General features: G+C 62.9%; 27 protein-coding genes and 1 tRNA gene. 3 read left to right on the top strand and 25 right to left on the bottom strand.

Annotated elements, in window-relative coordinates:
• Positions 1 to 5 precede the first annotated feature (5 nt).
• The 4 genes from F3H35_RS12830 to cmk form a co-directional block, all read right to left on the bottom strand.
• Positions 6 to 356: a LapA family protein gene (locus F3H35_RS12830; RefSeq protein ID WP_149779957.1), complete on the bottom strand. Its 351-nt coding sequence runs from the start codon at positions 354 to 356 to the stop codon at positions 6 to 8.
• Positions 356 to 640, bottom strand: a complete 285-nt coding sequence (ihfB, locus tag F3H35_RS12825; protein ID WP_007817605.1) for an integration host factor subunit beta — start codon at positions 638 to 640, stop codon at positions 356 to 358. The genes F3H35_RS12830 and ihfB overlap by 1 nt, the downstream gene beginning before the upstream one ends.
• A 339-nt stretch (positions 641 to 979) precedes the next feature.
• Positions 980 to 2,668: a 30S ribosomal protein S1 gene (gene rpsA / locus F3H35_RS12820; RefSeq protein WP_007817603.1), complete on the bottom strand. Its 1,689-nt coding sequence runs from the start codon at positions 2,666 to 2,668 to the stop codon at positions 980 to 982.
• A 265-nt stretch (positions 2,669 to 2,933) separates the two neighbouring features.
• Positions 2,934 to 3,545: a (d)CMP kinase gene (gene cmk / locus F3H35_RS12815; protein ID WP_149779956.1), complete on the bottom strand. Its 612-nt coding sequence runs from the start codon at positions 3,543 to 3,545 to the stop codon at positions 2,934 to 2,936.
• A 238-nt stretch (positions 3,546 to 3,783) separates the two neighbouring features.
• Between cmk and F3H35_RS12810 the strand changes: the two genes are divergently transcribed.
• Positions 3,784 to 4,104 (top strand): hypothetical protein, encoded by a 321-nt coding sequence (locus tag F3H35_RS12810; protein WP_149779955.1) that lies wholly within the window; start codon positions 3,784 to 3,786, stop codon positions 4,102 to 4,104.
• Between the two features lie 33 nt (positions 4,105 to 4,137).
• Here the strand turns inward: F3H35_RS12810 and F3H35_RS12805 are convergent.
• The 3 genes from F3H35_RS12805 to F3H35_RS12795 form a co-directional block, all read right to left on the bottom strand.
• Positions 4,138 to 4,211 (bottom strand) — tRNA-Gly (locus F3H35_RS12805).
• A 68-nt stretch (positions 4,212 to 4,279) separates the two neighbouring features.
• Positions 4,280 to 6,337 carry an ASKHA domain-containing protein gene (locus tag F3H35_RS12800; protein ID WP_149779954.1) on the bottom strand — a complete coding sequence of 686 codons (2,058 nt, stop codon included), beginning with the start codon at positions 6,335 to 6,337 and terminating at the stop codon, positions 4,280 to 4,282.
• A 138-nt stretch (positions 6,338 to 6,475) separates the two neighbouring features.
• On the bottom strand, positions 6,476 to 7,630 hold the full coding sequence (locus tag F3H35_RS12795) for a CaiB/BaiF CoA transferase family protein (protein ID WP_149779953.1): 1,155 nt from the start codon (positions 7,628 to 7,630) through the stop codon (positions 6,476 to 6,478).
• A 185-nt stretch (positions 7,631 to 7,815) separates the two neighbouring features.
• Between F3H35_RS12795 and F3H35_RS12790 the strand changes: the two genes are divergently transcribed.
• Positions 7,816 to 8,439, top strand: a complete 624-nt coding sequence (locus F3H35_RS12790; RefSeq protein WP_149779952.1) for a cysteine hydrolase family protein — start codon at positions 7,816 to 7,818, stop codon at positions 8,437 to 8,439.
• A 30-nt stretch (positions 8,440 to 8,469) separates the two neighbouring features.
• Here F3H35_RS12790 and aroA read toward each other — a convergent pair whose 3' ends face one another.
• From aroA to F3H35_RS12735, 11 genes are all read right to left on the bottom strand, one after another.
• Entirely contained in the window at positions 8,470 to 9,819 is a 1,350-nt protein-coding gene (aroA, locus tag F3H35_RS12785; RefSeq protein ID WP_149779951.1) for a 3-phosphoshikimate 1-carboxyvinyltransferase, read from the bottom strand.
• A 165-nt stretch (positions 9,820 to 9,984) separates the two neighbouring features.
• Positions 9,985 to 10,335 (bottom strand): RidA family protein, encoded by a 351-nt coding sequence (locus F3H35_RS12780; RefSeq protein WP_007817596.1) that lies wholly within the window; start codon positions 10,333 to 10,335, stop codon positions 9,985 to 9,987.
• Between the two features lie 11 nt (positions 10,336 to 10,346).
• Positions 10,347 to 11,450, bottom strand: a complete 1,104-nt coding sequence (locus F3H35_RS12775; protein ID WP_149779950.1) for an NAD(P)/FAD-dependent oxidoreductase — start codon at positions 11,448 to 11,450, stop codon at positions 10,347 to 10,349.
• A complete protein-coding gene (locus F3H35_RS12770; RefSeq protein WP_149779949.1) occupies positions 11,447 to 12,469 on the bottom strand; it encodes a histone deacetylase family protein in 1,023 nt (340 codons plus the stop codon). Before F3H35_RS12770 ends, F3H35_RS12775 begins: the two co-directional genes overlap by 4 nt.
• Positions 12,466 to 12,954: a GNAT family N-acetyltransferase gene (locus F3H35_RS12765; RefSeq protein ID WP_149779948.1), complete on the bottom strand. Its 489-nt coding sequence runs from the start codon at positions 12,952 to 12,954 to the stop codon at positions 12,466 to 12,468. Before F3H35_RS12765 ends, F3H35_RS12770 begins: the two co-directional genes overlap by 4 nt.
• Positions 12,955 to 12,958: 4 nt before the next feature.
• Positions 12,959 to 13,885: a BKACE family enzyme gene (locus F3H35_RS12760; RefSeq protein ID WP_149779947.1), complete on the bottom strand. Its 927-nt coding sequence runs from the start codon at positions 13,883 to 13,885 to the stop codon at positions 12,959 to 12,961.
• 13 nt (positions 13,886 to 13,898) lie between these two features.
• On the bottom strand, positions 13,899 to 15,251 hold the full coding sequence (locus F3H35_RS12755; RefSeq protein ID WP_149779946.1) for an aminotransferase family protein: 1,353 nt from the start codon (positions 15,249 to 15,251) through the stop codon (positions 13,899 to 13,901).
• A 4-nt stretch (positions 15,252 to 15,255) separates the two neighbouring features.
• Entirely contained in the window at positions 15,256 to 16,326 is a 1,071-nt protein-coding gene (locus F3H35_RS12750; RefSeq protein ID WP_007817587.1) for an ABC transporter ATP-binding protein, read from the bottom strand.
• Positions 16,327 to 16,405: 79 nt separating this feature from the next.
• The gene (locus F3H35_RS12745; protein ID WP_149780066.1) at positions 16,406 to 17,548 is read right to left on the bottom strand and encodes an extracellular solute-binding protein; all 1,143 of its coding nucleotides are present in this window, start codon (positions 17,546 to 17,548) and stop codon (positions 16,406 to 16,408) included.
• Positions 17,549 to 17,604: 56 nt separating this feature from the next.
• Complete coding sequence (locus F3H35_RS12740) at positions 17,605 to 18,408, bottom strand: ABC transporter permease (RefSeq protein ID WP_223228404.1); 804 nt, start codon at positions 18,406 to 18,408, stop codon at positions 17,605 to 17,607.
• The gene (locus F3H35_RS12735; RefSeq protein WP_149779945.1) at positions 18,408 to 19,274 is read right to left on the bottom strand and encodes an ABC transporter permease; all 867 of its coding nucleotides are present in this window, start codon (positions 19,272 to 19,274) and stop codon (positions 18,408 to 18,410) included. The genes F3H35_RS12740 and F3H35_RS12735 overlap by 1 nt, the downstream gene beginning before the upstream one ends.
• 111 nt (positions 19,275 to 19,385) lie before the next feature.
• Between F3H35_RS12735 and F3H35_RS12730 the strand changes: the two genes are divergently transcribed.
• A complete protein-coding gene (locus tag F3H35_RS12730; protein ID WP_149779944.1) occupies positions 19,386 to 20,345 on the top strand; it encodes a LysR family transcriptional regulator in 960 nt (319 codons plus the stop codon).
• Between the two features lie 47 nt (positions 20,346 to 20,392).
• Here the strand turns inward: F3H35_RS12730 and F3H35_RS12725 are convergent, their stop codons facing one another.
• The 7 genes from F3H35_RS12725 to proC form a co-directional block, all read right to left on the bottom strand.
• Entirely contained in the window at positions 20,393 to 21,163 is a 771-nt protein-coding gene (locus F3H35_RS12725; protein ID WP_149779943.1) for a choice-of-anchor K domain-containing protein, read from the bottom strand.
• 28 nt (positions 21,164 to 21,191) lie between these two features.
• Positions 21,192 to 21,446, bottom strand: coding sequence for a hypothetical protein (locus F3H35_RS18880; protein WP_188129962.1), 255 nt, complete (start codon positions 21,444 to 21,446; stop codon positions 21,192 to 21,194).
• Positions 21,447 to 22,218: 772 nt separating this feature from the next.
• Complete coding sequence (locus F3H35_RS12715; protein WP_149779942.1) at positions 22,219 to 22,812, bottom strand: transglutaminase-like cysteine peptidase; 594 nt, start codon at positions 22,810 to 22,812, stop codon at positions 22,219 to 22,221.
• A gap of 190 nt (positions 22,813 to 23,002) precedes the next feature.
• Positions 23,003 to 24,124, bottom strand: a complete 1,122-nt coding sequence (locus tag F3H35_RS12710) for a beta-ketoacyl-ACP synthase III (RefSeq protein ID WP_149779941.1) — start codon at positions 24,122 to 24,124, stop codon at positions 23,003 to 23,005.
• An 89-nt stretch (positions 24,125 to 24,213) separates the two neighbouring features.
• Positions 24,214 to 25,173 carry a 2-hydroxyacid dehydrogenase gene (locus F3H35_RS12705; RefSeq protein WP_188129961.1) on the bottom strand — a complete coding sequence of 320 codons (960 nt, stop codon included), beginning with the start codon at positions 25,171 to 25,173 and terminating at the stop codon, positions 24,214 to 24,216.
• Positions 25,170 to 25,511: a tRNA-binding protein gene (locus F3H35_RS12700; RefSeq protein WP_149779940.1), complete on the bottom strand. Its 342-nt coding sequence runs from the start codon at positions 25,509 to 25,511 to the stop codon at positions 25,170 to 25,172. The genes F3H35_RS12705 and F3H35_RS12700 overlap by 4 nt, the downstream gene beginning before the upstream one ends.
• Positions 25,504 to 26,319, bottom strand: a complete 816-nt coding sequence (gene proC / locus F3H35_RS12695; RefSeq protein WP_149779939.1) for a pyrroline-5-carboxylate reductase — start codon at positions 26,317 to 26,319, stop codon at positions 25,504 to 25,506. Before proC ends, F3H35_RS12700 begins: the two co-directional genes overlap by 8 nt.
• Positions 26,320 to 26,369: the final 50 nt, after the last annotated feature.

Genomic DNA, 26,369 nt, shown 5'->3' with positions numbered 1-26,369 from the left:
CGCGCTCAGCCGGCCTTGTCGAGCAGGGCCAGAACCTCGTCCTTGCCCTCGTGGGTCTCACCCTTGAGGCGTTTCACCTCGGCGCGCAGGGCACGCAATTCGCGCATCTGGCGCGCGGCGGCGGCCCGCTCGCCATATTCGCGGATCCATTCCCAGATGAAACCGACGACAAGCCCGGCGGCCACACCTGCGAAGATCACCACGAACAAAGGCACTTCGTGGCTGGGGTTCAGCGCCGCAAGGCCCGACAATTCGTCGGGCACCAGACGCACCTCGACCATGGCGCGATTGGCGAGGGCCACAAGAACAAGCGCCACGGCGAAGATGGCAATGGACGCATAGCGGATGTAACGCATCAGGATTTTCCGTTCAGTCGGTCACGCAACAGCTTGCCCGTCTTGAAGAACGGCACATGCTTTTCCTCTACATAGACCGCCTCACCGGTCCGGGGATTGCGACCCGTGCGCGCATCGCGCCGTTTCACTGAGAACGCGCCGAAACCGCGCAGCTCGACCCGGTTTCCTTCGGCCATGGCATTGGTGATCTCGTTGAAAATGGTGTTAACGATACGCTCGACATCGCGCTGATAAAGATGCGGATTTTCTTCGGCAATTTTTTGAATCAACTCCGACCGGATCATTGGTTCTCCCCCGGGTTTTTTGGTTTTTGGCGCAACAGGCAGTCTTGGGGACTATAGATACAAACATCAGGAATCGAAACAGAAACACGGGGGGGCCAAGCGGCAAATCGCAAAATTTCTCGCGTTAAACGGGCATTTTGATCGCGCGACCAATGTCCCAAGCAGCATGCGGCACCCACCCAAGGCATTTTGCATCCGCAGCAAAGCCGTTGATTCGCAAAGGGAAAGCCGGTTGTGCCTCGTAGGTTTGGCCAAGGGCGCAGAAGGGGGCGCAACGTGAAACGGCCCCGCCGGGGCGGGGCCGTTCGAGAGGGTCGTCAGAGGTCGGACGCGCAGGGCTTAGCCCTTGTCGTCGTCGCCTTTGAGGGCTGCACCGAGGATATCACCAAGCGATGCGCCCGAGTCCGAGCTGCCATACTGCTGCACGGCTTCTTTTTCCTCGGCGATCTCGCGGGCCTTGATCGACAGACCAAGACGACGTGTCTTGGAGTCGACATTGGTCACGCGCACATCGACCTTGTCGCCGACCGTGAAACGCTCGGGGCGCTGCTCGGAGCGGTCACGGCTGAGGTCGGAGCGGCGGATGAAGGACTTGAGCCCGTCATACTGCACTTCGATCCCGCCATCCTCGATCGAGGTGACCTCGACCGTGATGATCGAGCCACGCTTCACGCCGCCGACGGCATCGGCGAAGGGATCGCCGTCCAGCGCCTTGATCGAGAGGGAGATACGCTCTTTCTCGACATCGACTTCCGAGACGACAGCCTTGACGATATCGCCCTTCTTGTAGTTCTGGATCGCCTCTTCGCCGCGCTCGTCCCAGCTGAGGTCCGAGAGGTGAACCATGCCGTCGATATCGCCGGGCAGGCCGATGAACAGACCGAATTCGGTGATGTTCTTGACCTCGCCTTCGACTTCGGTGCCGACGGGATGGGTTTCTGCGAAGACTTCCCAGGGGTTGCGCTGCGTCTGCTTGAGACCAAGAGACACGCGGCGCTTGGCCTGGTCGATTTCCAGCACCATGACTTCGACTTCCTGAGAGGTCGACACGATCTTGCCGGGATGCACGTTCTTCTTGGTCCAGGACATTTCCGAGACGTGCACCAGACCTTCGACACCGGGCTCCAGCTCGACGAAGGCGCCGTAATCGGTGATGTTGGTGACGCGACCGGTATGGACCGAGGCCAGCGGATACTTGGCGGCCACCAGATCCCACGGATCTTCCTGCAGCTGCTTCATGCCGAGGCTGATACGGTGGGTTTCCTTGTTGATCTTGATGACCTGGACCTTCACGGTCTCGCCGATCGACAGGATCTCGGAGGGGTGGTTGACGCGACGCCATGCCATGTCGGTGACGTGCAGAAGACCGTCAACACCGCCCAGATCGACGAAGGCGCCGTATTCGGTGATGTTCTTGACCACACCATCCACGGTGTCGCCTTCGGTCAGCTGCGAGATCACTTCGGCGCGCTGTTCAGCGCGGCTTTCTTCCAGGATGGCGCGGCGCGACACGACGATGTTGCCACGGCGGCGATCCATCTTGAGGATCTGGAACGGCTGCTTGAGACCCATCAGCGGGCCGGCATCGCGCACGGGGCGCACATCGACCTGAGAGCCGGGCAGGAACGCCACGGCGCCGCCCAGATCGACGGTGAAGCCGCCCTTGACGCGGCCAAAGATCGCGCCATCGACGCGTTCTTCGTCGGCATAGGCCTTTTCAAGACGGTCCCATGCCTCTTCGCGGCGTGCCATCTCACGGCTGATGACGGCTTCGCCACGGGAGTTCTCGGCGGCGCGGAGGAACACCTCGACCTCGTCGCCAACGGCGATTTCGGGCGCTTCGCCGGGATTTGCGAATTCCTTGAGATCGACGCGGCCTTCCATCTTGTAGCCGACATCGATGATGGCCTGGCCCGCTTCGATCGCGATCACCTTGCCTTTGACGACAGACCCCTCATCGGGCGTGTCCATTTCGAGACTTTCATTAAGGAGGGTCTCGAATTCCTCCATGGATGCGTTATGAGCCATGTGGCGTGGTTTTCCTTTACAAGTGCATTTTTCCGGCCGCGCGGTTGTCTCCGCCGGTCTTGGGGTTTCGTTGGTCAGACGTGCCACAAAACAAAGAGGGCCGGTGACCCGACCCTGCTCGATCTCTTTGTTATATGGCCTTGATCGCCTTATCGACAGGGGCGCACATATCCGCTTGCGCCATGCTTTGCAAGCCCCTCGTGCCGTCCGGCATGGCAAAGGCGGGCGCGCGCCGATCGTGCGTGCCGGGTTGCGCGGGCGCGCGTCAGCGGTTCAGGCGGTCTTCGATGAGCGAGATGGCCGCCGAGACGGCCTCGTCGATCGACATCTGCGACGTGTCGAGCAGCACCGCATCCTCGGCCGGTTTGAGCGGGGCGGCGGCACGGGCGCTGTCGCGCTCGTCGCGCGTGCGAAGATCGCGCAGAACATCCTCGAGGCTGTCGGCATGCCCCTTTTCGCGCAGTTCTTTCCAGCGGCGCTCGGCGCGGATGTCGTCCGTGGCGGTGATGAAGAGCTTCACCTCGGCGTCAGGGCAGATCACGGTGCCAATGTCGCGCCCATCGAGCACCGCCCCCCCTGCCCTGCGGGCAAAGGCGCGTTGAAAATCCAGCAGGGCCTCACGCACATCGGGAAGAGCGGCAACGCGGCTTGCGGCCTGCGCCACTTCGGGGGTGCGCAGATCCTCGGCCTCGAGATCGGAGGCCTGCAGGGTGCGCGCGGCCTCGACCGGATCGGTGCCATCCAGCGTGCGGCGCCCGGTGGCGCGATACAGCAGGCCGGTATCCAGATGCGCAAAGCCGAAATGGTCCGCGACGGCGCGCGAGACGGTGCCCTTTCCGGCGGCTGCCGGGCCATCGATCGCGATGGTGAACGCCATGATGTCATCCTTTGCTGATGGGGGCATGGGTATGCCATGCGACCGGCACGCTCAAGCCCCAGTGCCGCGCCCGCGCTGCCCGGAATGCCGTTTGCGCGGGTTTCGAGACTCGGCCCGGAACAGACTGTTTACGGACCCGGGTCTCCCAAAATGCGCAAACTTGGGGTAGGCTGCGCCCATTATTGGACGTCTTATCCGGATCACACGAGACTTTGAGCTATTTCAACAGGGTAAAATTATGATCGACACCGAGGACCATCCTCGTCCCACCCCTCATTCCCCCGGCACCACAAGAAACGAGGGCCTGACGACTTTCGGCTCGGACCGGCAGGACAAGGCCGAGCAACTGCGCCGCAAGGCGTTGAAGCAGCCCGGGAATTTTCCCAATAGCCCGCGCCTTGTGCGCTGGTGGGATACGCGGTCATTGAATTGGCTGCCCGGTCTCGAGGTGATCATCCTGCTGATCGCGATCCTGATGATGTCGATCGCGCTGCCGCTTCAGGCCGGATTGATCCAGCTTGGAACGGATGAGCCGCACAGCGAAACACCGATAGAGTAACCTGGCGACTGGCCGTGCTGCGTGCCGGGATGTTGGAGCGGGTAACGGGAATCGAACCCGTAACTTAAGCTTGGGAAGCTCGCGTGATACCTTTTCACCATACCCGCCCGGGCGAACGTCTAGGTATGAAATCCGCCTTGCCCGGTCAAGGGGAAAGCTATCACGCGGCCCTGTTTCAGGCGCGCCGGCGTCTGCGGCGGCGGCCCCCGTCTTCGCCGTCGCCATCGCCGCCGGCCCCGGTGTTGAAACTGACATGCGGCAAGGTCACGATCCGGCCCAATTCGGGGAAGGGATCGGTCTTGTGCGGGATCGCGTTGGCGGCGACGAAATGTTCCTGGAATTTGGGCTCGATGGCGGTCTCGACCTTGGAGATCTGGCCCACGACGCGTTCGATCTCGGTGCGGGCGGCGACATTGCACAGCGCGATGCGCGCGCCGGTGCCCGCCGCGTTGCCGGCACTTGTCACCTTGTCCAGTGGCACATCCGGGATCATCCCCAAAACCATGGCATGGAGCGGGCTGATATGGGCCCCGAACGCCCCGGCGAGCACGACACGATCCACCTTGTCCACACCGCGTTCATCCATCAGCAGCCGCGCCCCCGCATAGAGCGCGGATTTGGCCAACTGAATGGCGCGGATATCGCCTTGGGTGACGGTAATGCGTGGCCCGCCATCTGCGGTGGCGTCATGGATGAGATAGGCATGGGTGCGCCCTTCGGGCACCGAGCGCGGCGTACCCGTTGCCTCGGCCGATCCGATCAGGCCGCTTTCATCCACAAGGCCCGCGATGCGCATTTCGGCCACCGCCTCGATGATGCCGGAACCGCAGATGCCGGTGATACCGGAGGCGGCGGTTTCCGCGTCGAAGCCGTCCTCGTCCGACCACTTGTCGCAGCCGATCACCCGAAAGCGCGGCTCCTTGGTGACGGGATCTATCCGGATGGTCTCGATTGCGCCGGGGGCCGCGCGCTGACCGCTGGAGATCTGCGCGCCCTCGAAGGCAGGGCCGGTCGGCGAAGAGCAGGCCAGCACACGTGCGCGGTCGCCCAGCAGGATTTCAGCATTGGTGCCCACATCGACGATCAGAACAAGGTCTTCGGATTTACCCGGCTCTTCGGACAGGGCCACGGCGGCGGCGTCGGCCCCCACATGGCCCGCGATGCAAGGCAGGATATAGGTGCGCGCACGCGGGTTGATCGTCGTCAGATCCAGTTCGCGGGCCGGCATCGAGATCGAGTCCGAGGTCGCCAGCGCAAAAGGCGCCTGCCCCAGTTCGACCGGGTCGATGCCCAAAAGCAGGTGATGCATCACCGGATTGCAGACAAACACGGTTTCCACGATCAGATGCGGATCGATCCCCGCCTCCTTGGCGATCTCACCGGCCAATGTGTCGATGGCCTCGCGTACGGCGCTGGTCATCTCGCGGTCGCCGCCGGGGTTCATCATGGAATAGCTGACCCGGCTCATCAGGTCCTCGCCGAAGCGGATCTGGGGGTTCATGATGCCTGAAGACGCCTTGACCTCACCCGTGTCGAGATCGGTCAGATGCGCGGCGATGGTGGTGGAGCCAAGATCGATGGCTAGACCGTAAAGCCCGTCTTCGTGCAGTCCCGGCCAGATCTCGATCAGGCGGGCCACGTCATCGGTATGGGATTTATGCAGCGCGACGGTGACCTGGAACTTGCCCTTGCGCAACACCGGCTGCAGCTTGGACAGCAGCGACTGGTCGGCACGGATCGCGGGGATATCCCATTCGCGCGACAGCGCGCGTTCCAACCGCTCCAGATCGCCCGTGGGTTCGTGCATGTCGGGCTCGTCCACCTCAACGAAATAGAGCCTGGTGGCGGGGTCCATCTCGATCACGCGGGCCGAGGCAGCCTTGCGCACCACTTGCCGATGGACCTGACTTTCGGGGGGCACGTCGATCACCACATCGCCCATCACCTGCGCCTGACAGCCCAGACGGCGGCCCGGCTTGAGGCCGCGTTTCTGGTCATAGCGTTCCTCGACCGCGTTCCATTCCGACAGGGCGTCCTGATGGACGGTCACGCCATGTTTGGAAAATTCGCCGTAGGAGGGCGTGATCTGGCATTTCGAGCAGATGCCACGCCCGCCGCAGACCGAATCGAGATCGACCCCCAATTGCCGTGCAGCGGTCAGCACCGGGGTTCCCTTGGGAAACCGGCCGCGCTTGCCCGAGGGGGTGAAGACGACGAGGGGGTCTTGCGACATCGGGATGTGTCCTTATCCGTGACATTCTGGTTGCACGGCGGAACATAAGGCAATGCCCGCCGGGTTACAGCCTGCAACCGTCAGAAAATGTCACAGGCGCGGCATGAAGGTCATGCCGGCATCAAGACGGGCCCGCCCTCAGGACGCGTCACGCGCCAGCCAATCGAGGATCGCCGCGCGGTCCCCATCAAGATCGGGCGCCGGTCCGCGCGTCTTGGGGTCTTCCATCCCACTGATCTTGATGGGATTTCCCGCTGCGGTGAAGGCCGGCTTGCCGGCGGCATCCAGCACATCGACCACCATGTTGCGGGCAAGGATCTGCGGATCGCGCATCGCTTCGGCGACATTCTGGATCGGGCCGGTGGGCACACCGGCGGCGACCAGACGCTCGATCCATTGCGCCTTGGGCTGATCGATGGTCACCGCTTCGATCAGGCGCTTGAGCATCCGGGCATTTTCGCAGCGCGCAGGGTTGGTCGCAAAGCGCGGATCCTCGGCCAGTGGCAGGCCGAGCACATCGCATAACCGCGCAAAAAGAGCATCATTGCCTGCGGCGATCACGAACAGACCGTCGGCGGCATGATAGGTCTCGAATGGGGTGATCGAGGGATGCCGCGCCCCCGAGGGACCGGGCGGGGTGCCGGTGACCGAGGTGATGGCGACAGCATGTTCGAGGATGGCCAGCTGACCATCCAGCATGGCCACATCCACCTTGCGCCCCAGCCCGGTCCTTTCGCGATCGTAAAGCGCCGCCAGCACGCCCTGGAGCATGTACATCCCGGCGATGATGTCGCCGATGCTGGCGCCGACGCGGACGGGCTCGCGATCTTTCTCGCCGGTGATCGACATGACGCCGCCGCGCGCCTGCACGACCATGTCATAGGCCGGGCGCAAGGCATCGGGGCCGGTATGGCCAAAGCCGCTGACCGCCCCATAGATCAGGCGCGGATAGCGGGCGTGAAGGGTCTCCCAGCCGTAGCCCAGCTTTTCCATGGTACCCGGGCGGTAATTTTCGAGAATCACATCGGCCCGCTCGAGAAGCCGGTCGAACAGCGCGCGGTCGGCATCGGCCTTGAGATCGAGTGCGACCGACTGTTTGCCGCGATTGAGCGTGGCGAAATAGGCGCTCTTGTCAGCCTTGAAGGGCGGAAAGGACCGTGTGTCGTCACCGCTTCCGGGCCGCTCCACCTTGATGACATGCGCGCCCAGGTCGGCCATCGTCATCGAGGCGAAAGGCCCGGCCAGCACATGGGTCAGATCGAGAACGGTGATCGGTGCGAGAGGGGCGGTCATGGCGGGTCTCCTGTTTGCGGCGTGGTCCGGTCCAGTCCTAGAGCATCGGCATGACATGACACTGACACGGATCAAACCCGGTTCTTGCCTCTGGCCGGGGAATTGTGCAGACGAAAGCATCTGTGCAGGTGCGAGGGAGGTCGAGGTATGACTGGGCGATGCTGTGCTGATCCGGGCAGGCAGCGATGATATGGGCCGCTATGGCCCTGTTGGCCGGTGGGCTGCTGGTCTGGGCGTGGATCGTTGCACGTCGCATGGTGCGCGCCAGTCAGGGCACGCCGGTGCCGCCACGCGCGGGCGCTGCGCTGCTGCTGATCGAATTGCAGGACTGCCTTTGGACCGATGCACAGCACGATGCCGCAACGCGCGCCCGCGTCGAGGCCGCGGTGGCGCGCGAGGTGGAACTGGCGCGGCACCGCGATCAGCCGGTGATCGCGCTGCGGCAGGAATGGCACGGGCTGATGGCGCGGCTGATCGTGCGGCTGACCCGGCCCGGCGCACCGATGCGCGGCGGCGCGGATGTGGAACTGGCGCCCGCGTTTCGCGGCATGGCCGATCATGTGATCGTCAAGCCGGTGGAAGACGGGTTCGAGACCGGCGCGCTGGATGCGCTTCTGGAAATGCTGCGCGTCGGGCGGCTGCGACTTGTGGGGCGCGAGGGCTGCGCGGGGCTGGCGCGCACCGCGCAGGGCGCGCTCAACCGAGGCTATGAGGTGGAGCTGGTGCGCGACGGGATCGCCGCCAGGGACAGTGCCGCCTTCGATGCCGTGCTCGAGGCGCTGACCAGCCAGGGGGCGCGGGTCGTCTGAACAACATCGCATGCGCCCGGCCGGGCCGGATCAGTCATCGCGGCGGATATCGGCGCCAAGCGAGGCCATGAGCGGTTCGAAAATCGGGAAGGAGGTGGCGATCGGGCCACCGTCATCCACCGTGACCGGCTGGTTCGTGGCCAGACCCATCACCAGAAACGACATGGCGATACGGTGGTCCAGATGGCTGGCACAGGTCGCGCCCCCCGGCACATCGCCATGACCCCGGCCATGCACGATCCACCAGTCGGGACCGTCCTCGACCTCGATACCGTTGGCGCGCAGACCGATGGCCATGGCCTCGATCCGGTCGGATTCCTTGACGCGCAATTCCTTGACGCCACGCATGACCGTGGCACCCTGGGCGAAGGCCGCGACGACCGAGAGCACGGGGTATTCGTCGATCATCGATGCGGCACGCTCGGGCGGGACCTCGATCCCCTTGAGGTCCGGCGAAAAGCGGGCGCGCAGATCGGCCACGGGCTCGCCGCCCTCCTCGCGCAGGTTTTCGTAGCTCAGATCGGCGCCCATCTCCTGCAGGGTGGTGAAGAGACCCGCACGGGTGGGGTTCAGCCCGATATTGGGCACCAGCACGTCCGAGCCTTCGGTGATCAGCGCGGCACAGACAGGAAAGGCCGCCGAGCTGGGATCGCGGGGCACGGCGATGGTTTGAGGCGACAGCTCGGGCTGGCCTTCGAGGGTGATGATGCGGCCTTCTGCGGTGTCTTCGGTGGTGATCTGCGCGCCGAACCCCGCCAGCATCCGTTCGGTATGATCGCGGGTCGCCTCGTGCTCGATCACGACGGTCTGACCGGGTGCGTTCAACCCTGCCAGCAGCACCGCCGATTTCACCTGCGCTGAAGGAACGGGCACGGTGTAGCGCACTGGCAAGGGATCGCGCGCGCCCACGATGGTCATGGGCAAACGCCCCCCCGACCGGCCCACCGCCTGCGCGCCGAAAAGCGCCAGCGGATCGGTCACCCGCGCCATGGGCCGTTTGTTCAGGCTGGCATCGCCGGTGAAGGTGGCGGTCACCGGCGAGGTCGCCATCGCCCCCATGATGAGCCGCACACCGGTGCCGGAATTGCCACAATCGATCACCTGATCGGGCTCGGCGAAGCCCCCGACACCGACGCCGTGAATGCGCCATGTGCCATCGTCATCGCGCGCCACCTCGGCGCCGAAGGCGCGCATGGCACGGGCCGTGTCCAGCACGTCCTGTCCTTCGAGAAGGCCGGTCACGACCGTCTCGCCCACCGACAGCGCCCCGAGGATCAGGGAGCGATGCGAAATCGACTTGTCGCCGGGAATATCGGCGGTGCCGGCAAGCCCGCCGGAGCGGTGCGAGGTCATGGAAATCGGAGCGCCGTGGCCGGACATGGGGATGCCTTTCGTCAATGGATCGCCCGCCTGATAGCGCAAGCATCCGGCCGCGTCCATCACCGTCGAGAGGCGCTTTGGGCGCAGGGCGGATGCCTCCGGCGGGAGTATTTGGGGAACGATGAAAGGCGGGCCGCACGAAAGACCGGGCGGCCCGGCCCCGGCTCAGGGAAGAGCGGCGGTGATGATCAGCTCAACCTTGTAGTCGGGCGTGGCCAGTTTCGCCTCGCCGCAAGCGCGGGTCGGGGCATGGCCCTCGGGCACCCAGGCGTCCCAGACGGCGTTCATCTCGGCGAAATCGGCCATGTCGGCCAGCCAGATCGTGCAGCTGAGCATGCGGGTTGCGTCGGTGCCGGCCTCGGCCAGAAGGGCCTCGACCTTTTCGATGCAGCTTTGGGTCTGTGCGGTGACGCTTTCGCCGGGGGCGCCGACCTGACCGGCGAGATATGCGATGCCGTTATGGATGACCATCTGGCTCATGCGCGGGCCGGTATGATGGCGGGTGATGTCGCTCATGGGGTGTCCTTTCAGGAGCTGTGAAACCGGGCGGGCGAAAGCGCCGCGACCGTGGCATCCGATAGACCGGGTTCGGCCCCGGTGACAAGCGCCGCCGTGAGCTGCGCGAGGGCCGGGGCTGTCTGAACGCCGTAGCCGCCCTGCCCTGCCAGCCAGAAAAATCCGTCCGCCTCAGGCGCGAAGCCTGCGACGGGTGTCCTGTCCGCGGCAAAGCTGCGCAGGCCCGCCCAGCTGTGATCGACACGGGTGACGGGGACTGTCACGGCCTGTTCATAGCGGTGCAGACCTTCGGCCAGCACCATGTCATCGGGCCAGGCATCATGGGGCGCGACCGGGTCCTCATCGGCGGGCGAGACCATCAGCTTGCCCGCATCGGGCTTGGCATACCAGGTCTCGGAGATCGAGCCGAAAAGCGGCCAGCGCGAGATATCATGTCCTTTGGGTGCGGGCAGAAGCGCCGCAGAGCGGCGCATCGGCGTGATGCCCAAAGGCGCCACACCCGCCAAACGCGCCACCGGATCGGCCCAGGCCCCGGCGGCGTTCACCAGCACGGGCGCGGTGAATGGCCTATCGCCCGCGGTGACCTGCCAGGCGGCATGCCCTCGCCGGATGGCGGTGACGGGGGCGCTGGTCACCACCTGCCCGCCCCGTGCCTTGAGCAGCCGGGCATAGCCCTGCAGCATGCGATCCACGTCGATGTCCTGAGCGTCACGTTCCAGAGCGGCCCGAACAATGCGCTCGGGGCGCAGGATGGGGACCAGATCGACCGCGTCTGTGGCCTCCAGCAGGTCGATCCCGGAGGCGCCGTCGCAATAGGCCTGCAGCGTGCCGAGCTCGTCCTCGCCCGCCAGCAGCAACTCGCCGCGCGGCGACAGCAGCGAGCGGTCACTGATGCCCTCTGGCGCCTCGAACACCGGAGCGGCGGCGGCATTGAGTGCTCGCAGGGTGGCGTTGCCGTAATTGCGGATGAAAATCGCGGCCGAGCGCCCGGTGGAATGATAACCGAGCTGCGCCTCGGTCTCGATCACCGTGACGCGGGCATGGGCGGCCAGTTCAGCGGCGGCGCTGATGCCGGCGATCCCGCCTCCGATGACGATGATGTCGGGATGTGTCATGCGCCCTCGAAGCCGGTCAGCACGGCGGTCAGGTTGTGGCCGAGTTCGTCGCAGAGATAGCCGCCTTCCTGTACGAACAGCGTGGGCAGCCCCAGCCCTGCGATGGCCGCGCCGATCCGGGAAAATCCGGGTGTCGTGACGGCGAAGCCCTTGAAGGGATCGCCCTCATAGGCGTCAAGGCCGAGGGCCACCACCACCACATCCGCGCCGAAGGCGGATATGCGCGCGAGCGCCGTATCGAGCGCGCGCAGAAAACCCTCGTCATCGGTGCCGCGCGGCAAGGGCAGGTTGAGGTTGTAGCCAAGGCCCCGGCCGGTGCCGCGCTCTTCGGCATGGCCCCAGAAGAACGGGTAGAAACGGGCCGGGTCGGCATGGAGCGAGACGGTCAGCACGTCGTCGCGATCATAGAAGATGCCTTGCGTGCCGTTGCCGTGATGCACATCCACATCGAGGATCGCCGGGGAGAGGCCCCGGGCGCGCAGCCGTTTGGCGGCAATGCCGGAATTGTTCAGGAAACAAAAGCCCCCCGCCAGATCGCCGAAGGCGTGATGCCCCGGCGGGCGCGACAGCGCATATGCGGCGCGCGCGCCCGACGCCAGAAGATCTGCACCGGTGATCGCCACCTGTGCGGACCAATAGGCCGCCTCCCAGGTGCCTTCACCGATCGGACAGGCGGTGTCGGCCTGATGATAGCCCGCCTGCCCCACCGCCGATCGCGGGTAACTGTCGGTGCGGTTGGCGGGGTGGATGTTGGGGATCACCTCGTCTCCGGCGCCATCGATGCGCTGCCAGCGGGTGTAGATCGTTTGAAGGAACGACAGGTATTCAGGCGAATGCACGGCGGCGAGCGGACCCATCCCGGCATCGTCGGGCGCCTGCATCTCGCACCCGGCGGCGCGCGCGCCCTCGATCAGTCTGGCGATGCGGGCAGGTTGTTCGGGGCTTGGCAGAACCTTGCCGTTGGCCATGAAATGCCGAGGGTCATGCCGCCATTGCCGTTCGTCGAAAATCGCTTTCATCCTGTGTCCTTCATCATTTCGAGGCACCCTTCGCGATCCAGGGTCATCACGGTTGCACCGGTCCGCGGGACGAGACCCAATCGGTCATAAAAGGCACGCGACGCAACGGAATGATCGTAGACGGCCAGCGTCAGCCATTCAGCCTGCCAAGTCTGTGCGGCGTGGCGCACAACCGCGGCCAGCAACCTGCGGCCGAGGCCAGAGCCACGCACGGTTTCATCGACCCAAAGGTCCGACACATAGACGCCCGCAGCCCCCCGCGCCGTCGAATACGTGGGGCTGAAAAGAGCAGCCCCGCAGAGTGTGTCGCCCTGCATCGCCAGCAGACCATGCGCCGGCGCGACCTCGGACAGAAGCGCCGATGCCAGGCAGGCACGGCTGGCCTTGTGGGTATCGCCCAGATCGGCGCTGAGCGCGCGCAGCGCGCCGTCCAGCAGCGTCAGGTCATCGTCAGTCCGAACGGGGCGGAAGGTAATCGCGGTCATGATGTCAGATCGCGGTCCTGTCCGCGCCTTTGAGGCTGAGCATATCACGCGCACGGGCAGGGCTTGCAACCGTGCGGCCCAGATCCTCGACGATGCGGCGGATCTTGGCGACCTGCGCGGCGTTGCTGGTGGCCAGCTCGCCCCTGGCGATGGTCAGGCTGTCCTCGAGCCCGACACGCACATGCCCCCCCATGGCGGCGGCCATGGTGATCATCGGCATCTGGTGGCGGCCTGCCGCGAGCACCGAGAACATGTAATCCGCGCCGAAGAGCTTGTCGGCGATGCGGACCATATGGGTCAGGTTTTCAGGGTCCGGCCCGACCCCTCCCAGCACGCCGAACACGAACTGGATGAAAAACGGCGGCTGGATCATGCCCCGATCCGCGAAATGGCGCAGCATGTAGAGATGCGAGAGGTCGTAGCATTCGAACTCGAACCGCGCGCCGCGTTCGGTGCCCAGTTCTGTCAGGATGCGGGCGATATCGCGGGGCGTGTTCTTGAAAACCAGATCGTCGGTGGCTTCCAGAAACGGTTTTTCCCAGTCATGCTGCCAGTCGGTGAACCGCTCGGCCATCGGATAGAGCGCGAAATTCATCGACCCCATGTTGAGCGAGGCCATTTCGGGGGCGGCAAGGCGCGGGGTGGCCAGACGCTCATCGAGGCTCATGATCGCGCTGCCACCGGTCGAGAGATTGAGGATCGCGTCACAGCCCTGATGGATGCTTGGAAGAAAGGCCATGAAATGCTCGACCGAGGCCGAAGGCCGGCCGGTTTCGGGATCGCGCGCGTGCAGATGCAGAATCGCGGCCCCTGCCTCGGCGGCGCCGAGGGCCTGCGCGGCGATCTCGTCGCCGGTCACCGGAAGATGGGGCGACATGGACGGCGTGTGGATCGAGCCCGTGATGGCGCAGGTGATGATGATGTCGGACATGCGGGGCCTTGTCTTATGCGATGCGATCCAGTTCGGGGCGGATTTCGTCGGTGAATTGAGCCAGCGACAGGTCGAGCATCTCGGTGATCTCGTCGAGATGGGTTTCGGTCACGATCATCGGGGGGGCGACGATGATATGGTCACCCTCCAGCCCCATGCGGGTGCGCCGCGAATAAACGATCAGACCGTTGTCATAGGCGATGTTCACGAAGCGGTCGAAGGCCTTGAGATGCTTGGGCAAAGGCGCCTTTGTGCGACGGTCCGACATGAATTCGAATGCCGTCAGAAGGCCCATGCCGCGCACGTCGCCGATGATCGGATAGCGTTGCATCAGACCGGTCAAACGCTCCATCAGGCGCGCGCCCATCACCGCCGAATTCCCGGTGAGATCATTGCGTTCGATCTCGTCGATCACGGCGACACCCGCCGCACAAGCCAAGGGGTTTCCGGCATAGGTATAGCCGTGCAGGAAACCGCCATCGTCCAGAACCGCCTCGACCAGCCGTTCATGCGCCGCCATCGCGCCAAGCGGCACATAGCCTGCGGCAAAGCCCTTGGACATCACGATGATATCCGGGGTCAGGTTCCAATGCTCGGCGGCCAGAAACGCACCGGTGCGGCCCGCGCCGGTCATGACCTCGTCGAGGATGAAAAGCACGCCGTATTTGCGGCAGATCTGCTGCACGCGCTCCATGTAGCCGCGCGGCGGGGGCAGCGCCCCGGTCGAGGCACCGCCCACCGGCTCGACCATGAAGGCCAAGACGCTTTCGGGGCCTTCCTCGAGGATCTTCGCCTCGAGCATGTCCGCATAGTGATGGCCCGTCGCCTCGTCATCGGGGTCGAGCCCGTCAAGATAGGCGGTGGGCGCGGGGATCTTGGGCATAGCCTGCATCATCGGCTCGAACGGCTTGGTCAGCGGGTCGTAGCCGGTGATCGCCAGCGCGCCGAGCGTGCAGCCATGATAGCTGGGCGCGCGGGTGATGATCTTCCAGCGGCTGCCCTCACCTGTGGCCAGCGCGTATTGCCGCGCCAGTTTCATCGCGCTTTCCACGGCTTCGGAGCCACCCGAGACGAAAAAGATCCGGTTCAGACCTTCGGGGCAAAGTTCTGCCGTCTTCGCAGCCAGTTTCTCGGAGGCCTCGGTCTCGAAATGCAACCGATAGCCGAAGGTCGATTTCTCCATCTGACGGCGCATCGCCTCGAGCACGTTCTCGTTGGAATGTCCGATATTGCAGACCATCGCCCCGGAGGATCCGTCGAGATAGCGCTTGCCGTCCACATCCCACATGTAGACGCCGCGCGCCTGATCCAGAACCGGACGGCGCTGGCGGCCCTGATAGAACAGATGGCTTGGTCTTTGTGTCATGGCATTATCCGGGCAAGGCGGCGCAATCCTGCGGCCGCAGATGAAGATTGACCTTGGTGCCAACCGCGAAGGGATGACCGTCGATCATGTTGATAGCTTGCAGCTGCGTGTCGCCGGCCTGCACGAAATAGCGGACCGACTGGCCCTGATAATCGACGGTCTGCACGGTGGCGGGAACCGAAATCACGCCCTCGGGCGCAGGCGATGTGGACAGCACCAGCTTTTCTGCGCGCACCACCAGTTTGGCGGGGCCTTCGGAGGTGATCCTAGGGGCTTTTGCCGCCGGGATGGGCACCGTGCCGAAGGTCTTTTCATGCAAGGTCACGGCCCCGCCCGATAGCGCGCAGCGGGCCGCGAGGATGTTCGATGCCCCGAGGAAATGCGCCACGAATTCGCTGGCCGGCGTGTTGTAGACCTCTTCTGGGGCGCCAACCTGTTCGACCCGGCCTTCGGACATCACGACGATCTGGTCGGACATCGCCAGTGCCTCGGACTGGTCATGGGTGACGAAGACGGTGGTCACGCCGATCCGTTCCTGAATGCGCTTCAGTTCAACGCGCATGTCCTCGCGCAGATTGGCATCAAGGGCCGAGAGCGGCTCGTCCAGAAGCAGCACATCGGGTTCGATGACGATGGCCCGAGCAAGTGCGATACGCTGTTGCTGCCCGCCCGAAAGCGCCTTGGGATAGCGATCCCCGACATTGGGAAGCTGCACGAGATCCAGCGCCTCCTGCACGCGGCGCGGTATGTCCGAGGACGGCACGTTGCGGTATTTCAGCCCGAACGCCACGTTTTCGGCCACGGTCTTGTGCGGGAAAAGCGCATAGTTCTGGAACACGAGGCCAAGATTGCGCTTGTGAATGGGCACGTCGTTGACACGTCTGCCACCGATCAGGATTTCGCCTTCGGTCGGGTCCAGCAGACCCGCGATCATGCGCAGGTTGGTCGTCTTTCCGCAGCCCGACGGCCCCAGAAGCGTGACAAAAGCTCCCTCGGGTATTTCAAGCGACGAGCGATGCACGGCGGTGAAGGTGCCGAACCGCTTGACGATGTTGTTCAGAGTGACCGAGCTCATTCATGGCCTCCGGTGGCGGGGAATTGGGGGCGACCGGCCCCGGCGCACAAGGCTGCGGGACCGGTCTTGATCGTTTGGCTCAATAGCCCTTTTGCACGCGGCCGAAGGTCTTTGACCATTCCTGCTCGTTGCCGTTCCAATAGGCCGGATCGGCAAAGGTCAGCCCCGAAAGCGTGCCCGTGGGATCGAAGGCGGGCAGGGTCGGGATCTTGGCACCCAAATCCACCTTCTGCGGATCGAGTGCCGGCGGATAGTTCTGCCCTTCAGCCACCGCGATCGAGGTTTCCGGCGCGAGCATGAAGTTCAGCAGCTCTTCGCAGGCCTCCATCGGGCTGCCCTTGATGACGAACAGGCATTCCTGCCAGCCCATGCCATTGGGCGGATCGATATAGCCGATGTCGTGGCCCTGTTCCTGCAGGGCGTAGATGCGGCCGGACCAGCCTTCGGTCACATAGACTTCTTCCTCGGCCAGAAGGCTCATCAGTTCGGCGCCCGATCCCCAGTATTTCAGGCTCAGATCGCGATGCTGGCGCACGGCATCCCAGACGGCGTCCATATCTTCGATCGCATTGGGGTTCTGGCCGGTTTGAAGCGCGGCATACCAGATACGGGTGCGCCAATCGCTCCAGCCGGCGATCTTGCCCTTGTAAGCGGCATCGATCAGCAGGCCCGCGCCCTTTTCCTTGGCCTCTTCGTCCGAGATATGCTTGCGGTTATAGGCAAGACCCGTGGTGCCGTAGTCGTAGGGCACACAAGAGAGCTTGCCATCCGAGACCCCGCGGAACACGTCGACCAATTTGGGAATGACGTATTGCAGGTTGGGAATGTTGTCCTCGTTCAGCACGGTGCTGAGGCCAAGATTGTGGTAACGCGCATAGTCGAACACACCCGACAGATGCGCGATGTTGTATTCGCCTTCCTGGCTGGCCTTGACGCGGCTGAGGTATTCGTCCCCCCCGCCGAATGTGCCATCGACCACTTCGATACCGGTCTTGGCGGTGTAGGGATCGAAGGCATGTTCGCGGAACGCCTCGGAGACCACGCCGCCCCAACCGTCAAAGCGAACCTGGCTCACGGCCTGCGCATGGGCGAATTTGGCGAAGGGCGTCTGCACACCGTAAGCAAGGCCCGCGGCCCCGATCAGCCCCAGAAAGCCGCGCCGGTCGATATCGCCGTTCATGTAGCGCTCGCGCAGACGCTCGTAGCGGGTTGTGTTGTCCATTTTCCTGGTCATAGGTCACTCCTTGTTGACATGGGTTCAGTTTGCGTCAGCGGTTCTCAGGTGCCGCTCTTGGTTGAAAGTTTCCGGGCAATCGCCAGCCCCAGCAGAGGCAGCCCGACCGTCATCAGGATCATCACAGTGCCAAGCGCGTTGATTTCGGGACTGATCGAATTGCGCAGCATGGCAAAAATCTGGGTCGGGACGGTTTCCACGCCGCCGGGCTTCCAGAACAATGTGCCGGTGATGTCATCGAAACTGATGGTGAAGGCGAAAAGCGCGCCAGCCAGAACAGCCGGCATCATGAGTGGCAGGGTGATCTGGAAGAAGGTCTGGCGCGGGCTGGCCCCAAGGCTCATTGCGGCCTCTTCGACATCGCGCTTGATGCTGACCAGACGGGCCTGCACCACAAGGATGACGAAGGGCAAGGTGAAGATCACATGGCCCAGCAAGAGCAGGGTGAAGCTTTTGTTGATCTGCAGGAAGTTCAGGAACAGCAGCAGCGCCACCGCCAACACCACCTCGGGCACCAGAATTGGCGCGATCAGCAGTGTGGAAATCAGGTTCGACCCCGGCACTCGGTAGCGCACCAGCGCAAGGCTGGCCAGAACACCCAAGGTGGTCGAGATCGCCGCCGTCAGCAGCCCCAGCACGATCGAGGTGCGAAACGCCCGCAGGATCGCGTCGTTCTGCGCCAGTTCCACGAACCAACGGAAGGAAAACCCGGTCATCGGAAAACTTCCGAACTGGCTGGCGTTGAAGGACAAGAGCACAACCACCGCCACCGGCAGGAACATGAACATGTAGACCAGCAGGGTCCATGCGCGCACCAATGCCCAGCCCAGTGATCCCGACTCGCGCATCAGCCCAGCCCCTTCATCAGCTGCGCCATGCCCAGATAACGGTTGTAGATCAGAACCAGAACCCCCAGCACCCCCAGCAGCATCAGGCTGAGGGCCGACCCAAGCGGCCAGTTGAGCTGCGTGATGATCGCCTCGAACACGAGGTTTGCGAACATCGCGTCAGTCGGCCCGCCCAGAACCAGCGGCGTGATATAGGTGCCGGCGCCCAGAACGAAACACAGCAGCCCGCCCGCCGCCAGCCCCGGCAGCGACAGCGGCAGGGTCACCTGCAGGAACGCCTGCCAGCGTGTCGCGCCAAGCGAATTGGCGGCATCTTCGAGATTGGTGTCGATCCCGTCCAGACTGACAAAGACATTCAGCACCATGAAGGGCAGAAGGAAATGCACAAGACCCAGGATCACGGTGGTTTCGTTATAGAGCATCTGGATCGGCTCATTGATGATGCCCAGCGCCAGAAGCGCGCTGTTGAATGCCCCCGACACGCCAAGGATGTTAATCCAGCTCATCGTGCGAATGATGTAGCTGATCCAGAAAGGCAGCATCAGCAACAGCAGCAGGATCGCCTTGTTTCCCTTGGACCGGGCAATGAAATAGGCCGCGGGATAGCCCATGACCGCGCAGACGAACGTCGTGATCGCGGCGATCTTGAGCGTGTTGAGCAGGATGTCGCGGTAAAACGCGTCCGTCAGCGCCTCTTGCCAGTTGTCCAGAAAGAAGCCCACCTGATCGGCGCCCGTCGCAGTGCGCAACCAGAACGAATAGACCACGATGAACAGCAAGGGCACGAACAGCAGCAACGCTACCGCCGTGAGCGCCGGAGACAGCAATATCCAAGGCTGTCGGGCCTCTCGGGCTTCGACCGACATGACACTCCCTCTTTGTTCCCTGGCCCGTTGTCACCGGGCTTGGCTTGACGATGCAAAGGGGGCATGCATTAATCAAATAAATAATCGGAATTTTGACTATTGACCGAAACTATGGAAACCCCGGACGGCGCTGTCCGTCTGATGCGCGAACTGGACTGGAACCTGCTGCGAACATTCGTCGTGCTGGGACAGTCCCGCTCGATCACCGAAGCGGCGCACCGGCTGCGGCTCACGCAGCCTTCGGTCTCGACCGCGCTCAAACGGCTGGAAGACCGCGTCGGACGTCGTCTGATCGACCGCAAACCGGGGCATTTCGAACTGACGAAAGCGGGGCAGGTTCTTTATCGCGAGGCGGTAGACATCCAGGGATCGATCCTGCGCCTATCAACCCAGATGCGCGAAATGACTGACGAGGTGACAGGCCATGTGCGTATCGCGCTCGCCAGCCATGTGATCTGCCCGCTCTTTGATGCCGTCCTGTCGGAATTTCACGCCGAGCACCCCAAGGCCACGCTGTCGATCGACGTGCTGTCCTCGTCCGAGGCCGTCGAAAGCGTCTCGGGGCGGTTTTCATCCTTTGCCGTATGTCTGGTGAACCGACGCAACCCGAACCTTGAATACATGCGCATCTACCGGGAATTTTTTGGTCTTTTCTGTGGGCCGCCGCATCCTTTGTTCGGGCGCGAGAACCTCACGCGGGAGGATCTGGCGGGGCATTCCGCCGTCAGTTTCGACACCGACCGCCTGCAGGATGCGCTGAAACCGGTGGCCGTGATGCGGGCCGAGGCCAATATGGAGGATCTGATCGTGGGCACATCCGGCCACCTTGAAGAGGTGCGGCGGATGATCATCGCCGGACTGGGGATCGGCCCCCTGCCGGTTCACGTCACCAAGCGCGATGTGCAGGACGGTGTCATGTGGCAATTGCCCCCCTACGACACGCCGCCCGCGATAGATGTGCATGTGGTCTGGAACCCCAAGGCGAGCCTCAATCGCGCCGAGCAGTCCTTTCTGGACCGGCTGCTCAAGCGGATCGAAGCGACTCCCATGGAAGACCGAACCTATCGGTGATGGGCCGGGGCCAGCCCCCTGCCCCAGCCCCGGCCAAGCTGCCGCGATCAGGCCGCGCGGGCCTTTCGGCGCCCGAAGGCCACCATTCCGCCAATTGCTCCAAGCAGCAAAGGCAGTGTCGCCGGCAGCGGGATCGGTGCCACGGAATAGGAACCGCGCAGATAAGCCGCGTTCTCTTGTTCCTCGATGGTGGAGAATTTGGTGAACGGGGTGTCACCTTGTTCGTCGAGATAGAAACCGTCCACTTCAAAAGTGTAGACCAAATCTCCGACGCGCACCGTTTGCGGGGCTGCGGACCAGCTTACCAAGGTCACGATATCATTGTCACAATCCGCTGCCGCGCCAGACACATTCACACACGTATTATCGGTTTCATCATGCAGAAAGTTGAAGACCGAAGAAAAACTGAAGACATGGCCATGAATATCGCCTTCGATATCCACGGTTAGGGTTGCGCCGGTTATTGTGGGCTTATCTCCGTCAGCAGCGCCCGGGGAACTTTCATAGAAGGTTTCAGTGTCGAGCCAGATAGCGAAGTTCTCATGTGTGAAGACACCAAGAGAGAACTCGTTCGAAACGTCTTTCGCATCGACACCATCGAACCTGTATGCGCTTTGCGGTCCGAGATCTTCTGGACCTTTTGGCACAGGGTCACCCCAGGCAATGCGGCTTCCCTCGTCGGTGATCTGCAAGCCAAACACATCGTCAGGCGCAGCATTGGACCATGTGCCGGATGTACTTATATCAACCGTCGCCGCGTGCGCCATTGCGCCGGTCATGCAGGTAGCGGTTAGCATTATTGCTGCTGTCAGTTTCATCTTGTTTTCCTCAATGTGATCAGGCGCATTACAGGTTCGAACAAATATCGCAGGGCACGGCGTGGAGCGTCACCGCCTCAACCGGCGGGGCCTCTTCCACCACCGGCTCCACCACCGGCGCCGCCACCGGCTCCACCACCAGCGCCGCCACCGGCTCCACCACCAGCGCCGCCACCAGCGCCACCACCGGCTCCACCACCAGCGCCACCACCGGCTCCACCACCAGCGCCGCCACCGGCTCCACCACCAGCGCCGCCACCAGCGCCACCACCGGCTCCACCACCAGCGCCACCGCCGCCACGGCCACCTGCGCCGCCGACTCCCCCAGGGCCTCCGCCGCCATCGGCGCCGACACCCGGCCCGTTGCCGACGCCCGATGCGGCGGCAGTCGAGAAGGTCTCGACCTCGGTCAGCACAACGGCCAGACCGGGACATGCCAACTGGGTTTCGGCGAGGATGGATGCGAAACTGGCGCTGCGCTGAAGCTGGGCGACAAATCCACGGGTCACGCGATCACATTCGCACAGCTCTTCGACGGATTGCGTCGTCATGGCCGTCCAGGCGGTGCATCTTGTATCAGCGATTGCAGGGGCGGCCAAAGTTGCCAGAGAGCAAAATGCTCCAATCGTGGTCCAAGCCACAAATTTGCGTTTCAAAGTTATTCTCCCAAAGTCTGCTCTTTACGCCCCCACAGCGGAACACAAACTTTCACCTAATAAATGGTCTACACGTTATAACTGATCTAAACATTTTCGATTCTTAACGCATTCCCGCCAGATTTTCGACACATTCTGCCTGTTTCCAGAATGAAGGATTCGCGTATATATCAAAATGTTGATTTTTATCAGTGTAAATCACAACATATAGTGTGATTGTTGACAAATCTGGATATAAACTTTTTCCATTTTGGAAACGGCGTGACGCAATCTGCGTTTCACACGGCCGTGCAATGAGCCGGCGATGCGCCGAAAGTGCTCATATTTGAAACAATAAAGCCGCGCGCCACGCTTGCGCGGGGCGTGCGGCCTCCGGTCTTTCAGGTAAGTTTAGCTGGGTCAGCCTTGCTGAAAACCACCGACCCAGCTTCGTGGGTTTTGCGGGTTCTGCATTCTCAGAAAGATATATCTCGAGGATCGCCAATCGCGGATATCGTTAGTCAGATTGTCCAGCAGCAGGTCGCCCCGATCCGATCGGTAGACCAGGACGGCATGCGGCACCCTTTTGCGGTCAAGGACCGTCGCCAGCAACAGTTTGCGGTGATCCACGCCAAGGCGCACCAACTCGCGTTTCTTAAGAAGAGCGAAATCTTCGCAATCGCCCCCCGACGCCGTCGGCAAGGACCAGTAATCCCCGCTGCGGAACTGGCCACGGTCCGAGGCGGGCTTCACCGATGCATTGACCTGAGTGTTGATCTGTTTGACCAATGCCAGTTCTTGCTCGACGCTGAGCGATGCCTTGACCTGACCGCCACAAGCCCAATCGTATTTCGCGCAGATATTCCTTGCTCCGTTCGGCGGCGGCATCTCGACGCTTGCAAGCAGGAAGGTGTTGCCCGCGGTCGCGGCAGCGGCAGACATCACCATGCCGATCGCCCCGAAAAGAAGGGAGCGTGGCGCTTGGGACATTAAAAACTTCTGAATGATATGCATCTTACAGGTATCCTCACTATCGCGACAAATGGTCGACAGCGCCGAAACTCGGCATGGCGATACCGCAAGATCCGTGCCAAAGATGACGTAAGTTTGGCGAAACTATTTTGATCTCATGGCGCGGCCCGAGGCACAGAAGATCGCGGAGCGACCCTGTAAACGAGGCTTGATGCGAAATGAAAGGCGCGCTTCAGCCGCGCTCGACCAGCACCGAACCCACCGAGTATCCCGCCCCGAAGGAACAGATCAGACCGGCATCACCCGGCTGCAGGTCACTGGAATACTTGGAAAACGCGATGATCGACCCCGCGGACGAGGTATTGGCGTAATCCTGCAGGATATTGGGCTGTTCGTCGGGTTCGGGCACGCGGCCCATGACCTTCTTGCCGATGAAATCGTTCATCGACTTGTTCGCCTGATGCAGCCAAAGACGCCGCAGATCGCTGGCCTCCACGGATTCGTCCCACAGATGCGCCGCAATATGCGCCGAGACCATGGGCAGCACTTCCTTGAAGACCTTACGGCCTTCCTGCATGAACTGCATGTCGCGGCGATCCTTCAAGCCATCGGGCCGGGTGCGGCGCAGAAACCCGTTATTGTTGCGGATATTGTTGGAAAACTGCGTGGCGCAGCGCGTGGAGCGCACGACGAAATGTGCGCCTTTGGCGTCTTCGGCGCGTTCCAGAACAAGCGCCGTGCAGACATCTCCGAAGATGAAATGACAATCCCTGTCGCGCCATTCCAGATGGCCCGAGCAGATCTCGGGACTGACCACCAGCGCACAGCGCACTGACCCAGAGCGGATCATGTCGGAGGCCGCCTGAATGCCGAAAGTGGCCGAGGAACAGGCGACATTCATATCGAACGCAAAGCCGCCAGCCCCCAGAAGCTGTTGAATTTCAATGGCAATAGCGGGATAGGGGCGCTCATGGTTCGAGGCGGCACAGATCACCAGATCGACCTCATCGGCGCGCCGCCCGGCTTGTTCAAGCGCCTTGCGCCCGGCATCCAGCGCCATCTCTGCCATGATCGACGGCTCATCATCGCTTCGCTGGCGAAACTGTGGATGCATCACGGCAGGGTCCAGAACGCCGGTTTTGTCCATGACATGACGTTGCTCTATCCCCGAGGCTCCGAGGATGAATTCCGACGAAGACGGCGCCTTGGCCGAAACGTGGCCCGCCGCGATGGCGTCGGCGTTTTCGGCATTGAAACGCTCGGCATAGGCGTTGAAGGCAGCGACCAGCTCATCATTTGTGATAACCTGATCGGGCGTGAAAACGCCGCTGCCTGTAATGGCGGGTCTGTGCATCGGGCCCCTCCTCCGGATGACGCCATCAGATCATCCGATGGCTGCCGCAAGGTCAAGCGTGACGGCGCGGCAGCCCGGCTTTGATGCGTCTAATTCACAAGGTTCGGTGGCGTTTCGCCGTGCAAGGCCGCGTAAAGGTTATCGACCGCCATCATCCCCATCGCCTCGCGCACCTCGAGCGCGGCCGTGCCCAGATGCGGCAAGAGCGTCACGTTTTCCATGCTGCGCAAGGCATTTGGAACCTCGGGTTCGTGCTCATAGACATCCAAGCCAGCGCCTGCGATGCGACCAACCTGCAGCGCGGCGATCAGCGCCACCTCGTTGACCACGTCGCCACGGGCAATGTTGACGAAATGCGCGGTTGGCTTCATCGCGGCAAAAAGATCGGCGCCGATCATATGGTGCGTCTCGGCCCCACCCGGCACGGCGACAACGACGATATCGGCCTGTTCGGCCAGCGATTGCAGGCTGTCGGCGCGCGTGGCGGGAAAGGCCAACTCCTTTTCCGAGCGGTTGTAATAGACCACATCCATCCCGAACCCCATATGACAGCGCTGTGCGATCGCCTGACCGATCCGGCCCATGCCGATGATCCCCACCGTCTTGCCCGAGACATGCATGCCCAACATCTGCGTGGGGTGCCAGCCTTCCCATTTGCCGGCGCGCACCAGCCGCTCGCCCTCGCCAGCGCGGCGCGCACTCATCAGGATCAGGGTCATGGCGATATCGGCGGTGGCATCGGTGACGGCGCCAGGGGTGTTGGTGACCATGACGCCCGCCGCGCGGGCGGCGCGCACGTCGATATGGTTGTATCCCACCCCGAAATTGGCCAGCACCTTGCAGCGCGGGTTCTCGGTATCCAAAAACACCTCGGCCGAGAACATGTCGCCAAGCGTTGGCAAAACCCCATCATAGAGTGCCAGCGCGGCGCGCATCTGCCCTATCTTGAGTGGCGCGGTCTCTTCACGCACTTCGACCTCGTCGAAGAGATCCCGGGCACGCGCAAGAACGCGGTCTGGCAGGGGGCGGGTCAGGTATACGCGGCTCAATGCATCTTCTCCCCGTTGGGCACAGGTTTGTCGGGGGCCAGCAATACGATCTGGCCTTTTTCATCGGACAGGCCAAGCACCAGCACTTCGGACATGAAGGGGCCGATCTGGCGGGCCGGAAAGTTGGTGACGGCGATCACCTGACGCCCCGGCAGGTCGTCGGGGCTGTAATGCGCGGTGATCTGAGCACTGGTTTTCTTTTCGCCAAGCTCGGGTCCGAAGTCGATCCATAGCTTGATCGCGGGTTTGCGAGCCTCGGGGAAGGGTTCGGCGCGGATCACGGTGCCGACGCGGATATCGACCTTGAGGAAATCGTCGATCGAGATCAGGTCAGCCATTGCGCAGCTCCCGCGAGCGGTCGGCGGCGGCGGCGATGGTCTTTTTCATCAATAAAGGCAAGCCCTTGGCCTCGTCCATCAGCACCTCGAGACCGGCCTGCGTGGTGCCGTTGGGGCTTGTGACATTGACCCTGAGCTGCGCGGGCGTCTCGTCGGCGGCTTCGGCCAAGGCGCCGGCGCCGGCGACGGTGGCTTGGGCCAGCTGCATTGCAAGCTCGGGCGAGAGGCCCTGGGCTTCGCCGGCGCGGGCCATGCATTCTATCATGTGGAACACGTAGGCCGGACCGGAGCCGGAGACGCCGGTGACGGCATCCATCTGGTCCTCGTGATCGAGGCGCACCACCTGTCCTACGGCGGAAAGAAGCGTTTCGGCCAGATCAAGATGTTGTGGCCGGGCATGGGCGTTTCCGATGATCGCAGTGATGCCCCGACCCACGGCGGCGGGGGTGTTGGGCATCGCGCGGATGATCGGGCTTTGCGCGCCAAGTTCTTGTTCAAAAGAGGAAATCGGCGTTCCGGCAGCGACCGAGACAAAGAGCGTTTCGGCATTGCCCATCGCCGCAATGGCGGGAAGGGCATCCCCCATCATCTGGGGTTTGACGGCGATCAGCACGATGGCGGGGCTGGCGGGCAGATCGGTGTTGATGTTCACACCGGTCGATTGCAGCCACTCCGAGGGGTTGGGATCGATCACCCAGACGGATTTGGGGGGCAGTCCGCCGGACAGCCAGCCCTGCAGCATGGCCGATCCCATCTTGCCACAGCCCAATAAAACAAGGCCGCGGCGGGCCAATTCGTCCATATCCATGATCCGATTCCCATTCCCAATTTATGATCATGGTAGGGATACGCGCGGCG

This window comes from Roseovarius litoreus, from assembly GCF_900142765.1.
Classification (GTDB): Bacteria; Pseudomonadota; Alphaproteobacteria; order Rhodobacterales; family Rhodobacteraceae; genus Roseovarius; species Roseovarius litoreus.
This window is presented reverse-complemented; position numbering and strand designations above follow the sequence as displayed.